We start from the raw sequence: 18,919 nt of genomic DNA, 5'->3' as shown, positions 1-18,919 counted from the left end.
GAGCCATGACCACCCGCGCGGGCGAAACCGATATTTCGGTCATTCCCTCTCACGCTGGAGCGACTACTCCCCCCAACACCGTCGGAGTAACGGATGACGCTGTTCGAAAAGCACATCGACGCGATAGAAATCGCCGTCAAGACCGCGTACTGGATGTGTTTCGCCGCCGGTTTCACGCTGCTCTTCGCCGGTCACGTGACCGTGCTCATGGCCATCGCGATCGGCACCATGTGGCTGTCCCGTGCCACCCTGCGTCATATCAAGAAGACGCGGACACGCTGGGACGACGCGACCGCCGAAGAACTGGAACTACGGCGTGAGCAGCAGCACGCGCATCGTGAACGAGAGCTGCGCCTCCAGATCCGGCGACTACAGCGGCCGGAGGGGCGTGGCGACGGCCCGTGAGTCCCGTCTCCCGCCTTTCGGGGAGCGCCTGTGGAATGTCCCCGGCATGTGAGATGACGAGGCCCGGATCCGACGCGAGCCTGAGGAGCCGAGTAAGGCGGCCGGGTTCCACCGAACCACCGGTGACAGCGCCGCGAGTGTCAGGCCCTGTTTCACGACATGCTCTCCAAGGCGTCGCGGGTGTCCATGAGGGCGAAGCCGAGCAGGTTCAGGCCCCGCCAGGTGGTGGCGGAGGCGGCGCGTTCGTCGTCGGCGGTCAGGCCGATGCCCCAGATCCGGTCGACGGGGCTGGCCTCGACCAGCACGCGGGCCCGGGTGCCGAGTAGGAAGTCCCTCAGCTCGGGGTGTTCGCCGAACTTGGCGATGTTGCCGCGTACCACGATCTCGTAGCGGTGCTCGTCCCACACGGCGCCGTCGAAATCGCGGACCTCGCGGCCGAGTCTCTTCGCCTCGCCGGGGTGTTCGGCGGCGAGGACCCGCGCCGCGGTCTCGTCGTCGCCGAACAGCCACGCCTTGTGCGCCATCATGTAGTGCTCGGCGGACCGGAAGAGGTGCCCCTCCGTGGTGAAGGCGACCTCCCACCACTGGCTGAGGCATCCGGCGCCGACCCCGCCGTCACGTGGCGGCCGGTGGCCCCAGAAGAACAGGTAACGCAGCCGCTCGCCGTCCTGCTCGGCGGTGACGGCTTCGGCGACCGAGCGGGGAAGTCTGCTGAGATCGGACACCGGTACACCGTGTCATGGTCGGCCACCGTCCTGCCAGCGGATAATCGTTCTGGCCGGACGGCGAGATGACACTGATTACTTCTCAGAAAAAAGACGTCTCAGGAGGCGGGTGGTGGTGCGCTTCCGTTGTGGAACGGGTTCTCGGGCAGACGCTCTGGCGTGACGAGCAACCGGATCACGCCGGCCTTCACCTGCCACGCGTGCCAGACGATCCAGCCGCGTCCGACCCGGTCCGCGGGTAGCGGTTCGAAGGACAGGCCGCCCGTCTCCTCATCCGTCCGGATGAGGCTGAACACCGCGGTCAGCTCGCGCTTGCGCGCCTCGGCCAGCATGTCGTGCACGGAGCGGCCGTCTCTCAGCCGGACCCCGGCGAACATCTCACCCGGGGCCAGGGCCGCGTCGAAATTCGCGTACTCCTCTCCCGGCCTCGCCTGGCGTCCCAGCCTGACATTCACCCCGCTGGCGAAACCGGCGGGGATCCGCATCACCATGACGCAGTGGCTGCTCCGTCCCGGATGGCATCCCCTGGGCGCCGTCTCCACCGAGAGGGCGACACCCCCGAATCGGGGGCCGGAGGGGTCTGGTGTGCCCCGCGGGTCGGGGTCGGGAGAGTCCTTGCCGGTGATGACCATCCCCAGGGTCTTTCCCACCGCGTCCGGCGAGACGGGCACCGGGCGCAGATCGACGTTCAGGCCGACCGCGTGGAACGCCTCGGTGTACCTGTCGTAGTCGGCGAACGGATCCTTGATGCGGGCGACGTACTGGTCACCTTCCCGGTGGATCTCCACCGCGGAGTTGGCGTAGGAGGTGGCCGCGCCACCCCCGTCCTCCAGCAGGCTCGGACCCACGACGATGCCCGCCGCGAGCACGACCGCGGCGGCCAGGACCGGCACGAGACGACGGGGCCGGCGCCGGAGGAGACCGGGTCGACCGGCACGTCCCGGCTCCCGGACCGTGATCGAGGCCAGCAGCGCCCGTGCCCCCGCACCGGACGCGTGGCCGTCCGGCTGTCCGGGTTCGATCCGGGACAGCGGCCTCAGCAGCTCACTGATCTCATCGGCGTTCCTCACAGCGACCTCCCCGCCGGAACCATCCGGCTTTCCGTGGTGGACCGGACACCGGCTTCGTCGAGCGCGCGGGAGAAACGCCTGCGGGCACGGTGCAGCCTGACGCGTACGGCGTTGCGTGACAGACCCAGCATCGTGGCGATCTCCTCGCGTCCCAGTCCCTCCCAGGCGACCAGCGAGAGGAGCTCACGGTCGTCGTCGGACAGGCTCCCGAACACCTGGGCGATCACGCTCAGCTCGACGCCGTTGTCGGGTGAACTCCCGTAGAGGTCGGCCATCTCGGTGTCGAGCTCGACGCTGCGCCGCCGACGCCGGTCCGCGCTCCGGCGGTGGCCGGCCAGCACCTTGCGCGCCACGCCGTACAGCCAGAGCCTGGCCTCCTGCCCCGGTGGCAGCTCGCTCACCCGGCGCCAGGCGATGGTGAAGGTCTCCGCCACGACGTCCGCCGCGTCCTGCGGCGAGTCACAGCGGCGCACGGCGTAGGCCGTGATCTGGTGGTATGTCTCCCGGTAGACGGCCTCGAATCTGGCCAGCCAGTCGTCATCCATGGGCGCTTCCCAAGGCAGGTCTCCTTCGTGGGTACGAAAAGTGGACACTCCCTACATGGCGCGGACGGTCCCATCATTTCGCGCGGATTCCAGAAATCTGATGAACGCGCTCGTCGGCGAGAACCGGCTGACGGTGGAGCAGTTCATTCCAGTCGTGCGGTGAGGTTTCGGAACCCACTGTTCAGATCGGTCACAGCTCGTGATCCTCCCGTCGTGGAGTACCGTCCGGTTGTGACCGATGATCCGCTGGAGTCGCTGCGCCGGCTCTGTCTCGCGCTCCCCGAGAGCATCGAACGAATCAGCCACGGCGGGCCGGCCTGGTTCGTCCGAGGCAAGAAGATGTTCGTGACGTACACCGACCGTAACCACGACGACCGGACCACCTGCTGGTGCGCCGCTCCGCCCGGTGTCCAGGAGGCGCTGCTGGCCGAGGACCCCCAGCGTTTCTTCCGGCCGCCGTACGTCGGTCATCGTGGCTGGCTGGGGGTCTATCTCGACGTTCCCCAGGACTGGACCGAGCTCGCCGAGATCGTCACCGACGCCTACCGAACCGTCGCGCCCAAGCACCTGGTCGCCCGCCTGGAGTGAGCGCGGCCTGGGCGATCACGCACGGGCGCTTCCCACGGCAGGTCTCCTTCGTGGGTACGAGAAGTGGGCACTCCCTACGTGGCGCGGGCGGTTCCGTCGTTTCGCGCGTCTGGCGGACGCACGGGCGCGGACGTCGACAGCGGACGTCGACAATGGGGCATGCCTTTCACGTTGAGCCATACCGCCGCGATCCTGCCGCTGCGGCGACGGTTGCCCCCCTCGGCGTTGGCGGTCGGTGCGATGGTGCCCGATCTGCCGTACTACCTGCCGTTGCCCTTCTCCTCGAACACCACCCACGGCTGGCCGGGTGGGTTGCTGGTGGCCCTGCCGGTCGGAGTCGCGGTGCTCGTGGTGTTCCAGTTGCTGCTCCGCGCGCCGTTGACGGCGCTGGCCCCGGAAGGGGTACGTGACCGGCTGCCCGATCGGGCGCCCCTCGGGAACGGGGTCGCGGTGTCGGCCGCGCTGCTGATCGGGATCGCCACGCACCTGGTGTGGGACGGGTTCACCCAGGTGGGCGGTTTCGCCGTGGTGCACTGGCCGGCGATGCGCGTCTCGGTCGTCGGGGCGCACCGGGTGTTCAACGTGGTGATGTACGTCAGCTCGCTGGGCGGGCTGGTGGTCCTGGCCGGTTGGTTCGCGCTGTGGTACCGGCGTGCCGCCGTCACGCCGGGGCGCCTGCCCGGGGTGCCGGGACGGGTGCGCGGGTGGGTGCTGGCCGCCGGGGTGGGCGCCGCGGTCCTCGGCGCGGCCGTGCTGGGGAGCGGCGACCGTGCCGCGGTGAGCCTGTACGACCTGGTGCGCTGTGTGATTCTGGGCGGGGTCGGTGGGTTCGGCGTGGTACTGGTCGGCTACACGGCCGGGTGGCACGCGTGGTCGGTGCTGCGCTCCCATCGGGGCATGCCGACATGAAGCGGGGTCAGATCCGAGGGACCAGGCGCGTCCATGAAGCGAGGTCAGGCCTGAGGGTCCAGGCGCGTCCTGACCGCTTCGAGCACCTGGCTCTTCGACGGGTTCACCATCGCCTTCCCGGCCACGGTCACGGTCGGTACCGTCTCGTTCCCGTCCGCGACCGAGCGGACGAACGCCGCCGCCTCGGGATCTCCCCAGATGTTGACCTCGCTGTAGCGCAGCCGGGTGAAACGCAGGCGGGTGCGCAGCCGCATGCAGTACCTGCAACCGGGCCGCCAGTAGACGACCACGCCCTGGTGGTCGGCGTCCTGGTACGACGTGGCCCGGCCTCGGTGAGGCAGGTTCGTGACGACCAGCACCACGAACACGATGATGAGGACGAAGGTTGTGGGGGACATGGGAGCAGTATCTCAAGTCCCCCCGATCTCACCTCCGGCAGACGGGTGGTGGTCAGCCGATGAGGAGGGGAGCCAGCAGCCGCAGCTGTTCCAGTTGCCGATCGAGTGTCCGGGCAAGGGGTTGCACGGCGACGTGGTCGGCGCCGGCCGGGTAGTGGGCGCGGACACGTTCGGCGACGGTCTCCGCGTCCCCCGTGGGCACGATCGCGTCGACGAGCGCGTCACTGCCGCCCTCCTCGAAGTCCGCGTCGGAGAAACCCAGGTCACGCAGGTTGTTCAGGTAGTTGGGCAGGGCCAGGTACAGGGCCATGTAGTGGCGCGCGGTGGCCCGGGCACGCTCGGAGTCGGTGTCGACCACCACTGCCTGCTCTGGAGCGAGGACGGGGTCGGGGCCGAGGATCCTTCGGGCCTTGGCGGTGTGTTCGGGGGTGACGAAGTAGGGATGAGCTCCCTGGGCACGGGTCGCGGCCAGCTCCAGCATCTTCGGGCGCAGCGCGGCCAGCAACCTCGGCGCCTCCTCCGTCAGTGGGAAGCCGAAGACGGTGGCGTCCATGGTGTCCAGGTAGGCGCGCATGGCGGACACCGGTCTGCTGTAGTCGTGCCCGCGACTCGTGACCAGCGGAGCATGGCTCACGCCCAGGCCCAGTACGAAGCGCTCCGGCCACGCGTCGATGAGGGTTCTGGCCCCGTTGGCGGCGGCGGTCGCGTCTCGTCCGTAGATGTTGGCGATGCCGGTGGCCAGGATCAGGCGCTCGGTGGCGCACAGCAGCACCGCGGCGTTGGCCAGGGCCTCCTTGCTGTTCGGGGTCTCGCCGAACCACAGCGTGGAGTAGCCGAGCCGTTCGATCGCGGTGGCCGCGCGCCGCGCCTCGGCCGCGGGTGCCGTCGAGATCGACCCCAGCCACACACCGGTGCCGCCGAGGCGCCGCTTGAGCGCGGGCAGATCCACAGGGGGCGGTGCCGTGCGTTCGGACATCTTCAAGTTCCTTCCCGGACTCCTGCCGAGATCGACAGAGGATCCTCAGGTTGACCGAACGCCACGGAGCCGAGGGCTCCGGGCTGCCGGGTTCGGTGGCCCGGTCTCCGTCACCAGGGTCCAGGGGGCTCTGTACCCGGTGGCGGATCAGGGAATCGGCCGCCGACCTGCGATGGTGGATGCTCGCGGGCGGCCGGGCCGGGTTACCTTGGGGGAGATGGAAGAGAACCGGGCCCGGCGGGTGGTCGACGCGTTGCGTGACCGTGGCATCAACGCTCAACTGGCAAGAGGCGGCTATCAGATGGGGGTCCGGGTCCTGTTGCCCGACGGCCGCGAGGCCGACTGGGACACCGACGGTACGGCGGGGCTCGAAGCGCTGGTGATGCGGAACGGGATGCTGGTCGGTTTCGTGCCGGTGATCGAGGGGTCCGAGGACTTCGACGAGCAGCAGGTGGTCGACGCCATCGCGCGGACCGACTACGACCAGCCCATCGCCAGGCAGCGCGCGGTGGCCCCGCCCCCGGCCGAGCCGCTGCCCCGGGTGGGCGGCGTCTTCCGCCGTTTCCTGGACGGCTTCCGCTACCGGTGACGGGGGCATGGTTTCCGGCTGTCCCCCGGCGAGCGGCACGACCCGCCCTGTCATCGCGACCGCGGACACGTCGGCGGGCGTCCGGAGCTCGTGGGTCCCCGGTGGCCCACGCCCATGATCGGAGCGAACCGATCGCGACGACTTTCGTTCAAGTATGAACATCTCTGATTTTTCGTGAATAGTCCGATTGTGCTTTTTCTTACTGCTGCCAGAATTTCTCGTTCTTTGGTTTTTTTGTTGCTTCGCGACGGGTATTTCGGCCACGGAAGTAGGTCGTCCTATGAATGGAGCAAATAATGGCCATAGACGCTATTGCCCGCAAATCGGACCACTGGTTCAAGCTGGTCGACGTCAACGGAGACGGCAGGATCCAGCACAGTGACCTGCAGGCTCTGGCGGACAGGACCCTCAAGCACTTCGGCTACGAGAAGGGATCCGCCAAGGGACGCCGCCTCACGGAGGCGTACGACCGGGCCTGGGTGTCCATGGCCGAGGCCATGGACGCCGACAGGGACGAGGAGATCTCCAAGGAGGAGTTCCGCTCCTACATGGAGAACAACGCCAAGAAGGAGAACGCCGAGAAGCTCCTTCGCCCGGTGACCGATGCCGAGTTCGCGGCGGCCGACGTCGACGACGACGGACTTCTGTCCCCATCCGAGTACGCGAAGTTGCTGCAGGCCTGGGGGCTGTCCAGCAGCGAGGCGGAGAAGGGGGCGGGCAATATCGACACCAACCGCGACGGCCAGATCAGCAGCGAGGAATACTTCAGGGCCTGCCGCGACTTCTTCGTCGGCGAGCTCACCTCCCGTACCGGCCAGGTCTTCGGTCAGGTGAAATAGCCGGGGTGACGAGGGTGGCGGTCGCGCGGTCGGCGACCGCCACCTTTTTCGCGCGGTCCTTTTCCGGCGACTGCCGGGTGCGGCGTCACCGGGTGACGGGCAGTGTCTCCACGCGGCGGATCAGCAGATCCGAGCGCCACGGCAGCTCGTCGTCCGAGACGGCGAGGCGCATCGGCGGGCCCTCCGACAGCGAGGAGATCGCGACCCCTATCAGCATGCGCACCAGGGGCGCCCCCATGCAGTGGTGCGTTCCGTACCCGAAGGACAGGTGCGGGTTGGCGCCGCGGTGGAAGTCGAGCTCGCCCGGGTCGGCGAACACCGACGGATCGCGGTTGCCCGAGGGAAGGGCGGGGAGCACCTGCTCTCCGGCGCGCACCAGCGTGCCGCCCACCTCCACGTCCTCGGTGGCGTAGCGGGCGAAGGTGACGTGCGAGGGGAACGGCGCGTAGCGGATGAGTTCGTCGACGGCCGCCGGGATGAGACCGGGATCCGCGCGCAGCTCCTCCAGCTTCCCGGGTGAGGTGAGCAGGAGATAGAAGGCGTTCGTCAGCTGTGTCGAGACGTTGTCGACCGCCAGCAGGATGTCGTTGACCAGTTCCTTGATCTCCGCTTCGGCGAGCCCCCCGTCCTCGGCGGGAGCGCCGTCGGGACCCTCCTCGTCCAGGGCGTGGGCGAGGACGCTGACGAGGTCGTCTCTTGGCTCCGCGCGCCGGGCGGCGATGAGCCGGTCGGTGTAGCGGGAGATCTCCTCGACCCTGGCCTCCACGACGTCGGCCGCCAGCGCGGTGCTCGCGAACCCCTCGAACCAGTTCAGGAAGATCGCGAGATCCTGCTTGGGAATCCCGATCAGCGGGCACAGCACCTCCACGACCAGCGGCTTGATGTAGTCGCCGACCAGGTCGTACGGGGGAGGCGTGCCCGCGAACCCGGCCATGAGCGTAACGGAACGCCGCTCGGCGATCGATCGGAGCAGGTGGATCCGCTCGGTGTTGAACCTGAGCCCGCCCGCCAGCACCCGCCGTAGCCGGGTCTGCTGCGGCGGGTCGGTGTTGAGGATGCTGTCCTGGAGCGGGAGGGCGGTGAGGCGCGCCTCGTCGCCGCCGGTGGGGGGCGTCCGGACGAAACGGCGGTCGCGCAGCACCGAACGCATGTCGTGGTAGCGGGTCACCAGCCAGGCGTCGTCACCGTAGGGCGGGCGGACCCTGGTCAGCCCCGGCCGCTCGCGGCACCGCGTGTATTCGGAGTCGACGTCGAGACGGATGGGCTTGCCGAAAGGGTAGTCGACGGGCTCGGGAATGATGTCCACGGTCTCTCCGGTGAATGACTCGGTTCGCTGGCTTGGGTTCAAGTCCGGAATCGGCCACCGCGCCGGACCTCGGCGTCGCCGTTGACACCCGTCAGCCTGAGTCGGTTATCCGTTTTGTGGGCAATGGTGCCGTCGGTTGGTTCACCATCCGCGGAGGCGGCCCGGCTTCCGTAGCGGGGTTACCCGTGGGGCGGGAAAGGCAAAACCAAGAAAGACGGATCCCCCCTTTGTCGATAAATGGTTTTATGGCGAAAGGGGGGCGTGCCGGTACCGCCGTTCGTGTAAGTGTTGACCCGAGTGGGTGGGAAACCGATATTCGAGGTCGTCGACTGTGCCGACCCCCACTGCTACTGTTTCGCTCGGCCGGGGAATTGATTCGATCGGCAATTTAAGCTTATTGGTGCCGGTTCGGGAGGTTTCTCATTTCTGGTCTGAATGGTGAGGACTCCGAACTCCGGGTGGACGCGGGAAACGTCAGAACGGCTCCCTCGGAGATCGAGTCGACCTACAACGAGATCGCCGCACTGGTGGGCGAGACGGCGGGGCCCGACCGGCACTACGGCTTCTGGGCGGGGCCCGACGACGACACCACGATCTCCGAGGCCACGGAGCGGATGACCGACTTCGTGCTGGCCCGGCTGGACGTGGGGCCCGGCTCACAGGTGCTGGACGTGGGCTGCGGCAACGGCCGTCCGGCGGTGCGCCTGGCCCGGACATTCGGGGCACGGGTCGTCGCGATCGACATCGACCGGCAGGCGCTGCGCAACGGGGCCGAGCACGCCGCGGCGCACGGGATGGCGGAGATGGTGGACTTCCGGCGCGTCGACGCGCTGGACCTGCCGTTCGCCACCGCCTCGTTCGACGCGGTGCTGGCCTTCGAGGTCACCCCGCACTTCGACATCGCCGATCTCTACCGGGGCATCGCCAGGGTGCTGCGTCCGCGGGGGCGCCTGGTGGTCGAGACGCCCTACCCGCGGGTTCCGATGACGGAGGAGATCCGCGGGCGCATCGGCCCCTATCTGGCCATGCTGAACGCCGTGTCGCTCGACACGCCCGAGGACCACCTGTCGGCGGCGCGGGAGGCGGGGATGGCGATCACCGAACTCGTCGACATCACGGAGAACGTGCGCGGTTCCTTCCCCCGGCTCGTACGGGCGCTCCGGAGGCGGCTTGAGACCGGGGCCGGCGCCGAGCGACTGCTCGACACCTTCGCAGCCTGGGCGGACGCCACCGAGGTCGGTGGAGTGGTCATGACCTTCAACAGGATGGAGCACTGACATGGCGGACATGACAGTCATCGGAACCGGCGTGATCGGTTCCGCGGTGGTGCGGGCCTGCGCCGACTCCGGCCTTGAGGTCTCGGTCTGGAACCGCACGCCCGAGCGGTCGGAGAGGCTCGCGGGAAGGAACGTCCACGTCCACGAGAAGGCGGCCGCCGCGATCGAGGCATCCCCGATCGTGCTGTTCTGCCTGCTCAACTACGAGGTCACCCACCGGGTCCTGGACGAGGCCGCGGCCGATCTCTCCGGCAGGCTCGTCGTGCAGAACGCCAGCGGCGTCCCCGACGACGTCACCCCGCTGCGAGCGCGGGTCGAGGCCGCGGGAGGCAGATACCTGGAGGCGGCGATCCTCAACTATCCGGACGCCATCGGCACCGAGGACTGCTTCACCGTCTACGGCGGGGCGGCCGAGGACTTCAAGGAACTGGCGAATGTGACCGAGGCGCTCTCCGGCAAGCAGGTGCGTCTGGGCTCCGACCCCGGTTACGCGAAGGCCTACCACGTCGTGTCCAGCGCCTTCTACTACGCGTTCGTCAACGGCTTCCTGGAGTGCTCGGCCATCGCGGAGAGCCTGGGCGTCCCCCTCAACGACTTCGCCGAATCCGTGCCGCTCTACGACCCCGGTTTCCAGAACACGATCGGCGTCGGCCTCGGTCTCATCGCGCGCCGCGACTACACCTTCGAGCAGGCTCCGCTGACCTCGCACCTGGACGTCCTCAACAACCTGACCGGCATCGCGGAGCGGGCCGGGATCGACCAGTCCTACCTGGGCGTGATGCGCGAGCGCGTGCTGAAGGCGATGGAGCAGGGCTACCGGCGCGAGCACGTGGCGGTGCTCACCGAACAGTTCCGCAGCCGCCGAGCGGCCGTCCATAACCGCTGAGGGGAAACATGCACGGGTTTGAACCGGTCGGCGGCGCGGCCGGTGCCGACCGTCTCTTCGAGAGATGGGCCGAGGTCGCGCCCGAGCGTGACGCCCTCGTCCACCCGGGCGGGCGGATGACGTACGCGGAGCTGCGCGAGCACGCCACGGTCCTGGCCGGTGAGCTCATGGCGGCGGGGGTGCGGGCGGGCGACACGGTGGGGGTGCTGATGGAGCGCTCCTTCCTGCTGCCCGCCGTGGTCCTGGCCATCTGGAAGGCCGGTGGCGCCTACGTGCCCCTGCCGCCGTCGCACCCGGTGGGACGGAACGCGCTGGTGCTGTCCGACACCGGCACCCGGATCGTCGTCGCCGACCGGGACCCGGAGGAACTGCTGCCGGGATGTGGCCTGCGCTCCGTACGGCCGGGCCTCGAAAGGCCGGAGCCCGCCACGGGATCGGCGAGGGGAGGCGCCGCACCGGTGACCCGGGCCGACAGCCTCGCCTACGTGCTCTACACCTCCGGATCGACCGGTACGCCCAAGGGTGTGCTGGTGGACCACGGCGGCGTGACCAACCTGGCGGAGGGGCTGCGGCTGCTCTTCGGCGACCTCGAAGGGGCCCGCGTCCTGCAGTTCGCGCCGTTCACGTTCGACGCCTGGGTCTGGGAGTTCGCGATGAGCCTGCTCAACGGCGCGACCCTGTGCGTCCCCGAGGCCGGGGTGTCGCTGTACGGCCGCGAGCTGAGCCGCGTCCTGTGCGAGCTGGACATCACCCACCTGTCCGGCGCTCCGTCGCTGCTGGCCACCCTGCCCGAGGACGTCCCGGTGCCGGTGACCACCCTCACCTCGGGCGGCGAGGCGCTGCCGGAGTTCCTGGTGGAGCGGTGGGCGCCCAGGGTGCGCCTGTTCAACGCCTACGGTCCGACGGAGGCCACCGTGTCCGCGACGGCGGGGCGCTGCCGGCCGGGGGCGGGCAGGCCGTCCGTCGGACGCCCGCTGGCCGGGGTCGAGGTCCACATCCTCGACGCGGCGGGTGACCCGGTCGCGGAGGGGGAGACCGGCGAACTGTACGTCGGAGGACGCGGTGTGGCGCGGGGATACCTGAAGCGGCCCGACCTGACGCGCGAGAGGTTCGTCCCCGACAGGTTCGCGGGGCGCCCGGGCGCGCGCCTTTACCGTACCGGCGATCTCGCCCGGCGGCTGGGAGGGGGAGAGATCGACTTCGTGGGGCGGATCGACGAACAGCTCAACGTCCGGGGATACCGGATCGAACCCGGCGAGGTCGAGGCGGCCCTGATGCGCCACCCGCGCGTCACCGGAGCGGTGGTGACCACCACCGGTGAGGAGACCGGAACCGCCAGGCTCACCGCGTACACGCAGCTCTCGCGGGGACCGGAGGTTCCCGCCGGTGAACTGCGCGAGCTGCTCGCCGGCCGGCTCCCCCCGTACATGATCCCGTCGCTCTTCGTGACACTGGACCGGCTCCCGCTGACCCCCCACGGCAAGGTCGACCGCGCGGCGCTGCCGAGCCCGGCGGGCGGCCGGCCGCGGCACGGCCACGCGGTGTCCTCGCGCCCGGGAGAGCGGGAGGTGGCCGAGATGGTGGGGCTGCTGCTGGGACTCGACGAGGTCGGCGCGGAGGAGAACTTCTTCGAGCTGGGCGGGACCTCGGTCGACCTCGTCACCCTCCAGGCCGACATCCACGAACGCCGGGGGGTCCTGCTCCCCGTCGCCGACCTCATCGCGGCCCCCGACGTGCGGTCGCTCGCGGCACTTCTCGACACGCGCGCCGGGGATCGTGACCGGTCCGGGCGAGACCTCGCGACGGCCGCCGCGAACAGGAGGAACCTGCTCGCCGGAAGCCGGTCACTGGAGGAACGCCGCTGGAAAGGACGACAGAGTTGAAACCGACGAACGCGGACGGCGCCGACATCGCGGGTGTCGGCGTCTCGGGTGCCGACATCGCGGTCGTCGGCATCGCCTGCCGCTTTCCCGGCGCGCGCGACGCCGCCGAATACTGGCGCCTCATCGCCGAGGGCCGCCGGGGCATCTCCGAGCTCACCCCGGACGAGCTGCGGGAGGGCGGGGCGAGCGAGGCGCGCCTCGCCGATCCCGAACTCGTTCCCGCCGGTGGCATCCTCTGGGACGCCGACCGGTTCGACGCCGCCTTCTTCGGCTACTCGGCGCGCGAGGCGGCCCTCATGGACCCGCAGCAACGCATGTTCCTCGAAGCCGCCTGGCACGCCCTGGACGATGCCGGCCACGCGCCTGACCGCTTCCCCGGCAGCATCGGCGTCTACGCGGGGCAGACCCTCGGCACGCACCGGGACAGGGACCGCGGAGCCTTCCTCGGCACCTCCGCGGACCTCCTGGCGGCCGCCGACGACAAGGACTTCCTCTCCACCCGGGCCTCCTACAAGCTCGGCCTGACCGGGCCGAGCATCACCGTGCAGGCAGCCTGCTCCACCTCGCTCGTCGCGATCCACCTCGCCTGCCGGGCGCTCATCACCCACGACTGTGACATGGCCCTGGCCGGCGGGGTCTCCTGGACGCCGCTGCGCAGGCAGGGCTACCTGCACCAGGAGGGCGGCGTCTGGTCCGCCGACGGCCATGTCCGGTCCTTCGACCGGGACGCGTCGGGGTTCGTCCCCGCGGACGGCCTCGGGATCGTGGTGCTGCGCAGGCTCGGGGACGCTCTGGCCGACGGCGACCGCGTCTACGCGGTGGTCACCGGAAGCGCGGTCACCAACGACGGTTCGGACAAGCTCAGCTACGCGGCACCCGGTGTCCGCGGCCAGCAGGCCGCGGTGGAGGCCGCGCTCGCGGTCTCCGGCGTCGACCCGGACACCGTCGGCTACGTCGAGGCCCACGGAACGGCCACGGCGCTCGGAGACGCGGTGGAGGTCACCGCGCTGACCCGGGCCTACCGGGCGGCGGGGGCGACCGGGCGTGGATACTGCCGGCTGGGCTCGGTGAAATCGAACATCGGGCACACCGACGCGGCAGCCGGAGTGGCCGGTTTCATCAAGGCCGCGCTGATGGTCCGGCACGGCCGGATCCCGCCCAGCCCCGTCGTCTCGCCGCACCCCAACCCTGAGATCGACTTCGAGACGAGCCCGTTCCGCCTCGCGGCGGAGCAGGAGGACTGGCCGCTCACGGATGTTCCCCGCCGGGCGGCCGTCAGCTCCTTCGGCATCGGCGGCACCAACGCCCACGTGATCCTTGAGGAGCCGCCGCCGTGCCCGCCCACCGCCCCGGCCCCTCCGTGGCAGCTCGTCGCGCTGTCCGCGCGTGACGAGACGGCCCTCGCCGAGATGGCCGGAGCCTGCGCGGACGCCCTCTGCGACGTCTCCGATCCCGAGTTCGCCGACCTCGCCCGTACCCTCGCGGCCGGCCGCCGTCATCTCCCCTTCCGGTACGCCGGAGTCTTCCGCGACCGCTCCCACGCCGTGGCGGAGCTGCGCGGGCGCGCGACCTGCGAAACCGCCTCCGCCGTCCGCGCGGGCAACGCCGACGTGGTGTTCATGTTCCCCGGCGGAGGCACGCGGTATCCCGGGATGGGGCGCGAGCTCTACCACGAGGAGCCGGTCTTCCGCGCGGCCGTGGACGAGTGCCTGGAGCTGCTGCCGGACCGCTCCGCCGCCGGGCGGTTGGGCGCCCTGTGGACGGACGAGCCCGGCGCGACGCCGGTCCCCGTCCCGGACGGGGAGAGCGATCCCGCCCTGGCGCTGCCCGCCGTGTTCGTCATGGAGATCGCGCTCGCCCGGCTCCTCATGTCACGGGGGGTGATCCCCGCCCTGCTGATGGGGCACAGCCTCGGTGAGTACGCGGCGGCCTGCGTCGCGGGTGTCATGTCGCTGCGCGACGCCCTCGCCGTCGTGTCCAAACGCGGCGAGCTGCTGGCCTCGCTGCGCGACGGGGCGATGCTGGCGGTTCCGGCCTCCGAACGGGAGGTCGAGCCCTTCCTCGGAGAGGGGGTGTGCCTGTCGGTGGTCAACGGCCCGGCGTCCTGCGTGCTCGCCGGCCCCGCCGCCTACATCGCAGAGGTCAGGGAGCTGCTGGACCGGCGCGGGATCACCGGCCGCCTCCTGCCGCTCGGCACCGCCGCGCATTCGGCCCTGGTCGACCCCGTACTCGGGGAGTTCCGCGGCTTCATGGCCGGAATCGAGCTGCGTGCCCCCTCGACGCGCCTGGTCTCAGGCGTGACGGGGACCGGCGACGCCGACTTCGCCGACCCCGAGTACTGGGTCAACCATCTGAGGGCGACGGTCAGGTTCGACGCCGCGCTCGGCCACGTCCTGGCCGACGGGCCGAAGATCCTCGTCGAGGTGGGTCCCGGTACGACGCTGAGCACGCCGGCCCGGGCGAGGGCGGGCACGGACTCCGTGGTCGTCAACGTCACCCGCCATCCGCTGGAGGAGCGGGCCGACCGGGAGGTCCTGCTCCGCGCGCTGGGCCGGTTGTGGGAGGCGGGCGTCGAGGTCGACCTGCCCTCGCTCTGGCCGGAACGGCGGCTCCGGCTGCCCTCGGTGCCCTACCCCTTCGCGCCCACCGTCATCCGCCCGCCGGACCCGGCGCGCGGCGCGGAGCCCGCCGCCTTCTCCGGTGCGGAACGCTCACCCGGCGGCCTGTACGGGGTCACCTGGAAACGCGCCGTGGAGGTGCCGGCGGATCCGGGGCCGGAGGTGCGGGAGCACCGCTGGATCGTGCTCTCCGACTCGTCGTCCCTCGCCGAGGCGATCGTCGCGAAGCTGGCGGAGTACGGGGCCACCACGGTGGTCGTCACCCCGGGGCGGGCGTTCCAGCGCGCGGCCCCGGACCGGATCACGATCGACCCCGGGTGCGGGGAGGACTACGAAAGGCTCCTGAAGACGGTGGAGGCCGACGCGGCCGGACCGGCGCGGATCGTCTGCCTCTGGGGAGCGTCACCGCTCTCGCGGACCTGCCCGCCGCTGGGCCACGTCGTCGGCCTGGCCCGTGCCCTGAGCGGCCGGCCGCGGGCCGATCTCTCCCTGGTCACCAGGGGGGCCCTGGAGATCACCGGGAGCGAGCGGCTCGACCCGCGCGAGGCCCTCACGATCGGAGCCGCGGGGCCGCTCCGCCACGAGCTGGCCGACGTGCGCATCCGGCTCGTGGACCTGGATCCCGGTGACGGAAAGGAGCACGGAACCCGAGCCGCGGAACTCCTCGCCGAGCTCTGCCGCCCCTCACCCGAAAACCCGGGCGAGGACCCGATCGGCCTGCGGGCAGGACACCGCTGGCTGCGCCACTTCGAGCCGCTGCGGGTGACACCGGGAACGGGCCCCCGGATACGCCGGGGCGGGACCTACGTGATCACCGGGGGGACGAGCGGGATCGGGCTCCGGCTGGCCGGGCACCTGGCGGACACGTACTCGGCCCGGCTCGTCCTGATCGGGCGCGGAGCGTCCGGGGAGTCCCCGCCGCGCGGTGGCGAGGCGACGACCCTCCTTGCGGGCCGAGGAGACGAGGTCCTGGTACGCGGCGCGGACGTCGCCGACGCCCGGCGCCTCAGGGAGGTTCTCGACGAGACGCGGTCGCGGTTCGGCGAGATCCACGGAGTGATCCACGCCGCCGGTGTGCCGGGGGGCGGCATGGCGGAGTTCCTGACCGAGGACGACGTCGCCGCCGCGCTGCGGGCCAAGACCGAGGGGACCTCCACCCTGGTCTCCGCCCTCCGGGAGGTCGGCGCGCTTCCCGACTTCGTCGCGCTGTTCTCCTCGCTGGCCTCGTTCTCCGGGGTTCCCGGGCTCACCTGCTACGGGGCGGCCAACGCCTTCCTCGACACGTTCGCCCTCTGCGCGCGGCGGGACGGCCTGCCGGTGCTGTCGATCAACTGGGACCGCTGGAACGGGGTGGGAATGGCCCGTGACATGGAACGGCGCCACCGCGAGCTCACCGGTGAGGGGCTGAGCGGCGGGTTGAGCCCCGAGGAGGGAGTCGCGGCCTTCGAGAGGTGCCTGGCGGCCCTTCCCCTGGGACAGGTGGTCGTCTCCTCCCGGCCGCCGGAGGGCGCGGGGCAGGCCGCGCGGCGCCCCGCCGTGCCCGCCGCCCGGTCACGGCCTCCTCGCCCGCGCCACCCCGCCGCGCCACCCGCCGGCGGCACCGACGAGTGGAGCCCCCGCGAGCTGGAGCTGCTGGCCGTCTGGCAGGACGTGCTCGGCGTCGAGGTGATCGGGAGGCGCGACGACTTCTTCCTCCTGGGCGGTCACTCACTGAGCGCGCTGCAGGTGGTCCAGCGCTGCAAGGAGCGATTCGGGGTCCAGCTTCCGGTCAAGGCGCTGTTCGTCGCTCCGACGATCGAGGGCCTGGCGAAGGCACTCGCCGTGGCCCGGGCGGACGGCGAGGGAGAGGCCGGGGCGGGTGGTCCGCGCCCGGTTCTCGAAAGGAGCGATCTATCATGACCGAGACGATCCCCGCCGATCAGTGCATGTGGCTGCGCCGGCGGCAGGTGCTCGCCGAGCCTCGGCTGCGCCTGGTCTGCTTTCCCCACGCCGGGGGGTCGCCGAGTTTCTACCGGGGATGGCAGGACCATCTGCCCGAGGACGTCGAGCTGTCCGCCGTGTGCTACCCGGGCAGGCAGAACCGCATCAACGAGCGGCCGATCGACCGGATGGAGCCTCTCGTCGACCAGGTCTGCCGGGTGCTCCTCTCCCTGCTCGACCGCCCGTTCGCCCTGTTCGGGCACAGCATGGGCGCCGTGGTCGCCTACGAGGTCGCGGTCAGGCTCGCCGTGGAGCACGGGATCTCCCCGGTGTCGCTGCTGGTGTCCGCGCACGCGCCGCCGCACCTGTGCGCGAGCGACGCGCGGCGGATTCCCATCGGCGACGACCAACTCGCCGAGCAGGCCGCGGCCGCGGATCCGGCGCTGCTGCGCTTCCCCGAGCTGATGGACCTGGCGATGATCGCGCTGCGGGCGGACCACGACCTGCTGCACGCCTACCGGCCCGCCTCGACCCCGAGGATCGCCGCTCCGATCACCGCCTACCTGGGGACGGACGACCGGCGGGTGAGCCACGACGAGATGCGCGCCTGGAACCGCGTCGCGGCCGCGGGGTTCGAGCTGCTGACCTTCCCGGGGGACCACTTCTACCCGGTGGGCGCGGAGGCGGCCCTCGTCACCGACATCGTGACCCGCCTCGGCGACACCGGTGTGCGGCGACTCTCCTCCTCCCCGCACGCGTGACAACCGTGATCGACGACAGCCCGCCGGTGCCGCTCTTCGTCCGCCGCTCCAGCGTCTGCCCCCTCGACCCGGCCGAGGAGTTCGCCCGGTTGCGGGCCGAGGAGCCGGTGGTCCGGGTCACCCTCTCGACCGGGGCGAGCGCGTGGCTGGTCACCCGCTACGCCGACGCCCGCCGCGTGGTCGCGGACCAGTGGCGATTCAGCTCCAGGGCGGCGGTCGACGGCCCGATCCCGCCGCCGGAGCCGCCGGGAGGGTTCCCGCCGCCGCGTCCCGGCTTCTTCTCGACGTACGCCCCCCGCGAGCACGCGCGCCTCCGGCGGATGCTCAACGCGGAGTTCGGTGCCCGCCGGCTGCGGGCGCTGCGCCCGCGTGTCGAGGCCGTGGCCGACGAGCGGATGGCGGCGATGCGCCGTTCCGGGCGCGGCGCCGACCTGATCGCGGACTTCGCGCTCCCGGTCCCGGCGCGGATCTTCCTCGAACTCCTCGGGATCCCCGAGCCAGACCGGGAGGGGTTGCGGCGCAACGCCGACGTCCTCCTCGACTTCGCCCCGAGGCCGATGGAGCAGGCGGTCGCCTTCGCCGAGCTGGACACCTACCTGAGCGCGTTCGTCTCCCGGTGCCGCCGTGATCCCGGCGACGGCCTTGTCGGCAGGCTGATCTCGTCGTACGGCGCGGAGCTCTCCGACGTCGAGCTGGCCGGGATCGCCGCCCAGTTGCTGCTCGCGGGGTACGCGACGACGGCCGGCACGATCGGGCTGGGAGCCCTGCTCCTGCTGCGCCACCCGGACCAGGCCGCGGCGTTGCGCGACGGTTCGGCGGATGTGGACCGCGCGGTCGAGGAGATGCTCCGCCACCTGTCGGTGGTCTCCTTCGGCAAGGTCTTCACCGCCGAGGAGGACGTCACGGTCGGCGGCCAGGAGATCCGGGCGGGGGAGTACGTCCTGTGCTCCCTGCCGTCGGCCAATCGCGACGCCGTCCTGGGGCCCGACGCCGACCGCTTCGACATCACCCGCGAGCCGCTGCCCCATCTCGCCTTCGGGCACGGCGCCCGTTACTGCCTGGGCGCCGAGCTGGCCAGGCTGGAACTACGGGTCTGCGTTCCCCGCCTGCTGAACCGCTTCCCCGGCCTGCGGCTGGAGGTCCCGTTCGAGGAGCTCCGGTTCACCCCGATGAACGCGGCCTACAGCCTCGAATCACTGCCGGTGTCCTGGTGACCGGCGAGCC

Annotated in this window: 17 protein-coding genes; 11 read left to right on the top strand and 6 right to left on the bottom strand. The window is 70.9% G+C overall.

Annotated elements, in window-relative coordinates; translation table 11 throughout:
* Positions 1 to 93 precede the first annotated feature (93 nt).
* Positions 94 to 405, top strand: coding sequence for a hypothetical protein (locus AB0K21_RS10015; RefSeq protein WP_343976381.1), 312 nt, complete (start codon positions 94 to 96; stop codon positions 403 to 405).
* A gap of 152 nt (positions 406 to 557) precedes the next feature.
* Here the strand turns inward: AB0K21_RS10015 and AB0K21_RS10010 are convergent, their stop codons facing one another.
* The 3 genes from AB0K21_RS10010 to AB0K21_RS10000 all read right to left on the bottom strand — a co-directional run bounded on the left by AB0K21_RS10010 (position 558) and on the right by AB0K21_RS10000 (position 2,745).
* Entirely contained in the window at positions 558 to 1,130 is a 573-nt protein-coding gene (locus AB0K21_RS10010; RefSeq protein ID WP_343976378.1) for an NADAR family protein, read from the bottom strand.
* Between the two features lie 98 nt (positions 1,131 to 1,228).
* Positions 1,229 to 2,200: a hypothetical protein gene (locus tag AB0K21_RS10005; protein ID WP_364149104.1), complete on the bottom strand. Its 972-nt coding sequence runs from the start codon at positions 2,198 to 2,200 to the stop codon at positions 1,229 to 1,231.
* A complete protein-coding gene (locus AB0K21_RS10000; protein ID WP_343976372.1) occupies positions 2,197 to 2,745 on the bottom strand; it encodes an RNA polymerase sigma factor in 549 nt (182 codons plus the stop codon). Before AB0K21_RS10000 ends, AB0K21_RS10005 begins: the two co-directional genes overlap by 4 nt.
* 231 nt (positions 2,746 to 2,976) lie before the next feature.
* Here AB0K21_RS10000 and AB0K21_RS09995 point away from each other — a divergent pair, with 231 nt between their 5' ends.
* Positions 2,977 to 3,333: an MmcQ/YjbR family DNA-binding protein gene (locus tag AB0K21_RS09995; RefSeq protein ID WP_343976369.1), complete on the top strand. Its 357-nt coding sequence runs from the start codon at positions 2,977 to 2,979 to the stop codon at positions 3,331 to 3,333.
* A gap of 159 nt (positions 3,334 to 3,492) precedes the next feature.
* Positions 3,493 to 4,242: a DUF4184 family protein gene (locus AB0K21_RS09990; RefSeq protein ID WP_343976366.1), complete on the top strand. Its 750-nt coding sequence runs from the start codon at positions 3,493 to 3,495 to the stop codon at positions 4,240 to 4,242.
* Between the two features lie 44 nt (positions 4,243 to 4,286).
* Here AB0K21_RS09990 and AB0K21_RS09985 read toward each other — a convergent pair whose 3' ends face one another.
* Both AB0K21_RS09985 and AB0K21_RS09980 read right to left on the bottom strand, forming a co-directional pair.
* Positions 4,287 to 4,640, bottom strand: a complete 354-nt coding sequence (locus AB0K21_RS09985; protein WP_343976363.1) for a glutaredoxin domain-containing protein — start codon at positions 4,638 to 4,640, stop codon at positions 4,287 to 4,289.
* 52 nt (positions 4,641 to 4,692) lie between these two features.
* Positions 4,693 to 5,616: a TIGR03620 family F420-dependent LLM class oxidoreductase gene (locus AB0K21_RS09980; protein ID WP_343976360.1), complete on the bottom strand. Its 924-nt coding sequence runs from the start codon at positions 5,614 to 5,616 to the stop codon at positions 4,693 to 4,695.
* A 217-nt stretch (positions 5,617 to 5,833) separates the two neighbouring features.
* Between AB0K21_RS09980 and AB0K21_RS09975 the strand changes: the two genes are divergently transcribed.
* Both AB0K21_RS09975 and AB0K21_RS09970 read left to right on the top strand, forming a co-directional pair.
* Positions 5,834 to 6,205 carry a hypothetical protein gene (locus AB0K21_RS09975; protein WP_343976357.1) on the top strand — a complete coding sequence of 124 codons (372 nt, stop codon included), beginning with the start codon at positions 5,834 to 5,836 and terminating at the stop codon, positions 6,203 to 6,205.
* Between the two features lie 296 nt (positions 6,206 to 6,501).
* On the top strand, positions 6,502 to 7,044 hold the full coding sequence (locus tag AB0K21_RS09970) for a hypothetical protein (protein ID WP_343976354.1): 543 nt from the start codon (positions 6,502 to 6,504) through the stop codon (positions 7,042 to 7,044).
* 85 nt (positions 7,045 to 7,129) lie between these two features.
* Here the strand turns inward: AB0K21_RS09970 and AB0K21_RS09965 are convergent, their stop codons facing one another.
* Positions 7,130 to 8,350 carry a cytochrome P450 gene (locus AB0K21_RS09965; RefSeq protein ID WP_364149099.1) on the bottom strand — a complete coding sequence of 407 codons (1,221 nt, stop codon included), beginning with the start codon at positions 8,348 to 8,350 and terminating at the stop codon, positions 7,130 to 7,132.
* Between the two features lie 458 nt (positions 8,351 to 8,808).
* Here AB0K21_RS09965 and AB0K21_RS09960 point away from each other — a divergent pair, with 458 nt between their 5' ends.
* The 6 genes from AB0K21_RS09960 to AB0K21_RS09935 are packed head-to-tail and all read left to right on the top strand — an operon-like array spanning position 8,809 to position 18,909.
* The gene (locus tag AB0K21_RS09960; protein ID WP_343976348.1) at positions 8,809 to 9,627 is read left to right on the top strand and encodes a class I SAM-dependent methyltransferase; all 819 of its coding nucleotides are present in this window, start codon (positions 8,809 to 8,811) and stop codon (positions 9,625 to 9,627) included.
* 1 nt (position 9,628) lies between these two features.
* Positions 9,629 to 10,513: an NAD(P)-binding domain-containing protein gene (locus AB0K21_RS09955; protein WP_364149097.1), complete on the top strand. Its 885-nt coding sequence runs from the start codon at positions 9,629 to 9,631 to the stop codon at positions 10,511 to 10,513.
* An 8-nt stretch (positions 10,514 to 10,521) separates the two neighbouring features.
* Positions 10,522 to 12,396, top strand: coding sequence for a non-ribosomal peptide synthetase (locus AB0K21_RS09950; RefSeq protein WP_364149095.1), 1,875 nt, complete (start codon positions 10,522 to 10,524; stop codon positions 12,394 to 12,396).
* Positions 12,393 to 16,913, top strand: a complete 4,521-nt coding sequence (locus AB0K21_RS09945) for an SDR family NAD(P)-dependent oxidoreductase (protein WP_364149093.1) — start codon at positions 12,393 to 12,395, stop codon at positions 16,911 to 16,913. Before AB0K21_RS09950 ends, AB0K21_RS09945 begins: the two co-directional genes overlap by 4 nt.
* On the top strand, positions 16,910 to 17,695 hold the full coding sequence (locus tag AB0K21_RS09940) for an alpha/beta fold hydrolase (RefSeq protein ID WP_343964270.1): 786 nt from the start codon (positions 16,910 to 16,912) through the stop codon (positions 17,693 to 17,695). The genes AB0K21_RS09945 and AB0K21_RS09940 overlap by 4 nt, the downstream gene beginning before the upstream one ends.
* Positions 17,692 to 18,909: a cytochrome P450 gene (locus AB0K21_RS09935; RefSeq protein ID WP_343964272.1), complete on the top strand. Its 1,218-nt coding sequence runs from the start codon at positions 17,692 to 17,694 to the stop codon at positions 18,907 to 18,909. The genes AB0K21_RS09940 and AB0K21_RS09935 overlap by 4 nt, the downstream gene beginning before the upstream one ends.
* Positions 18,910 to 18,919 lie beyond the last annotated feature (10 nt).

It is taken from the genome of Streptosporangium sp. NPDC049248, from assembly GCF_040678965.1.
Classification (GTDB): Bacteria; Actinomycetota; Actinomycetes; order Streptosporangiales; family Streptosporangiaceae; genus Streptosporangium; species Streptosporangium fukuiense.
The sequence above is the reverse complement of the archived record's forward strand: the minus strand, read 5'-3'. Positions and strand labels throughout refer to the sequence as shown.

What these genes read in the sequence shown, in the direction of transcription:
- AB0K21_RS10015 (WP_343976381.1), top strand. Translation starts at nt 94, where the DNA reads ATGACGCTGTTCGAAAAGCACATCGACGCGATAGAAATCGCCGTCAAG.
- AB0K21_RS10000 (WP_343976372.1), bottom strand. Translation starts at nt 2,745, where the DNA reads ATGGATGACGACTGGCTGGCCAGATTCGAGGCCGTCTACCGGGAGACA.
- AB0K21_RS09990 (WP_343976366.1), top strand. Translation starts at nt 3,493, where the DNA reads ATGCCTTTCACGTTGAGCCATACCGCCGCGATCCTGCCGCTGCGGCGA.
- AB0K21_RS09985 (WP_343976363.1), bottom strand. Translation starts at nt 4,640, where the DNA reads ATGTCCCCCACAACCTTCGTCCTCATCATCGTGTTCGTGGTGCTGGTC.
- AB0K21_RS09980 (WP_343976360.1), bottom strand. Translation starts at nt 5,616, where the DNA reads ATGTCCGAACGCACGGCACCGCCCCCTGTGGATCTGCCCGCGCTCAAG.
- AB0K21_RS09975 (WP_343976357.1), top strand. Translation starts at nt 5,834, where the DNA reads ATGGAAGAGAACCGGGCCCGGCGGGTGGTCGACGCGTTGCGTGACCGT.
- AB0K21_RS09970 (WP_343976354.1), top strand. Translation starts at nt 6,502, where the DNA reads ATGGCCATAGACGCTATTGCCCGCAAATCGGACCACTGGTTCAAGCTG.
- AB0K21_RS09955 (WP_364149097.1), top strand. Translation starts at nt 9,629, where the DNA reads ATGGCGGACATGACAGTCATCGGAACCGGCGTGATCGGTTCCGCGGTG.
- AB0K21_RS09950 (WP_364149095.1), top strand. Translation starts at nt 10,522, where the DNA reads ATGCACGGGTTTGAACCGGTCGGCGGCGCGGCCGGTGCCGACCGTCTC.
- AB0K21_RS09940 (WP_343964270.1), top strand. Translation starts at nt 16,910, where the DNA reads ATGACCGAGACGATCCCCGCCGATCAGTGCATGTGGCTGCGCCGGCGG.